Below are 758 nucleotides of genomic sequence, written 5' to 3' on the forward strand. Positions count from 1 at the left end.
CTATCATCTTTTGGCCCACTATAATTATGTTGATTGCCTGATGAATTAGAATGCATTGAACCTTGTGATGATGATTGTTCATCCTTCTTTAGCATCCCTTGGATTTTCTCTACCACTCCAGGAGCAAGATCTAAAATTCTATCTAGCAAATGAGTATTCTCATCTAAGTGAAGCATCTTAACACCGTGAGAACCTACGATAAGAAACGCAATTGGAGTGATGGATACGCCTCCGCCAGAACCTCCACCGAATGGCTGCTTCTGCTGTCCGCCTTCTTTGTCTCCTTTTTTATCTAAAGTAAATTCACTTCCACCCGCCGCAAATCCAAATCCGACTTTAGATACAGTTAAAATCACGCTTCCGTCAGGTGTTTCTACGGGATCACCAATAATCGTATTTACATCAATCATTTCTTTTAAATTTTCCATTGCTGTTGTCATTAAGCCTTCAATTGGGTGATCAGACATGTCGAATCCTCCTTATGTAGAATGGTTTTCACTTGAAACCATTGATAGTGGTTTAGTTTTAAACTTCGCTTTGCCACCGCGCCAATACTTCAATAGTTTTGCCCCTGCTAAAATAGCATTCCCTATTCGAAACTGAATCATACAACGAAATTCGGTCACCACAATTTTCTGCTGGAAGCATGGTTCCACGTGAATTAAAGGCATCTCTTGCAATCTCATAGAACGACTAATCCAAGAAACGATAGAGCTCTTGACTGTCCAAATTCCACCGGTCACCATACCTGTAGATGC

At 40.6% G+C, this 758-nt stretch carries 2 protein-coding genes; both read right to left on the reverse strand.

Translation table 11 applies throughout. The features are described from left to right. Positions 1–467 (reverse strand): GerW family sporulation protein (gene ytfJ / locus M44_RS16880; protein ID WP_010175532.1); only part of this gene is annotated, 467 nt, incomplete at its 3' end. Between the two features lie 12 nt (positions 468–479). Then, positions 480–758: DUF2953 domain-containing protein (locus M44_RS16885; RefSeq protein WP_010175533.1), on the reverse strand; the 279-nt coding region annotated here is incomplete at its 5' end.

Origin of the sequence: Bacillus coahuilensis m4-4 (assembly GCF_000171615.1) — a bacterium.
Taxonomy (GTDB): Bacteria; Bacillota; Bacilli; order Bacillales; family Bacillaceae_K; genus Bacillus_T; species Bacillus_T coahuilensis.